This is a genomic window from Xenorhabdus santafensis (assembly GCF_033949405.1).
GTDB lineage: Bacteria > Pseudomonadota > Gammaproteobacteria > Enterobacterales > Enterobacteriaceae > Xenorhabdus > Xenorhabdus santafensis.
Map to the genome: position 1 here is coordinate 1 of NZ_VCDN01000293.1, position 552 is coordinate 552.

The following is a 552-nucleotide window of genomic DNA, read 5'->3' on the forward strand; positions in this document are numbered from 1 at the left end:
AAGCCTTAACAAATTGTTCAGCCATTTCCTTGAACATTCCAGCTATCAATGGATTTTGAAGCATAGATTCCATTTGAGGTTCTACATTTTCCATCATTGCCGGTATCATTTTTTCTCTAGTGTAATCTTTAATATCATAATTATTGTCTAACCACTGACCAACAATAAAATTCACCAAAGCACTCACTGACATTCCGTAGCGCTCAGACATATCATCTAACTTTTGTGCCGTAATTTCAGAAAACCTAACAGGGACACGTCTCCTCTTATTCTTTTCTTGAATTGTTTCATTTTCCATAAAAAAAGCCTCCTTATTACAAAAACTAATACTAAAATCCACAAATCTAATATGTAAAAGTGCAATTCGCATATGCAAAAACATAATTTACATATTAAAAAAGAGATTTTGTATATACGGTGCTATTGTATTGTATATACAATACAATAATGAATCCAAAATGACACCACTATTTTTTCTTTCTGTTACTAATATTATCTTAAAAATAGCATATAAACAAGAAATATTTAACAAAAAAAACAAATAAAAAAAGC

Annotated in this window: 1 protein-coding gene; it reads right to left on the minus strand. The window is 29.2% G+C overall.

What is annotated here, in order from left to right:
* A partial coding sequence (locus tag FE392_RS20295) for a hypothetical protein (RefSeq protein WP_319931916.1) occupies positions 1–298 on the minus strand: 298 nt, incomplete at its 3' end.
* Positions 299–552 lie beyond the last annotated feature (254 nt).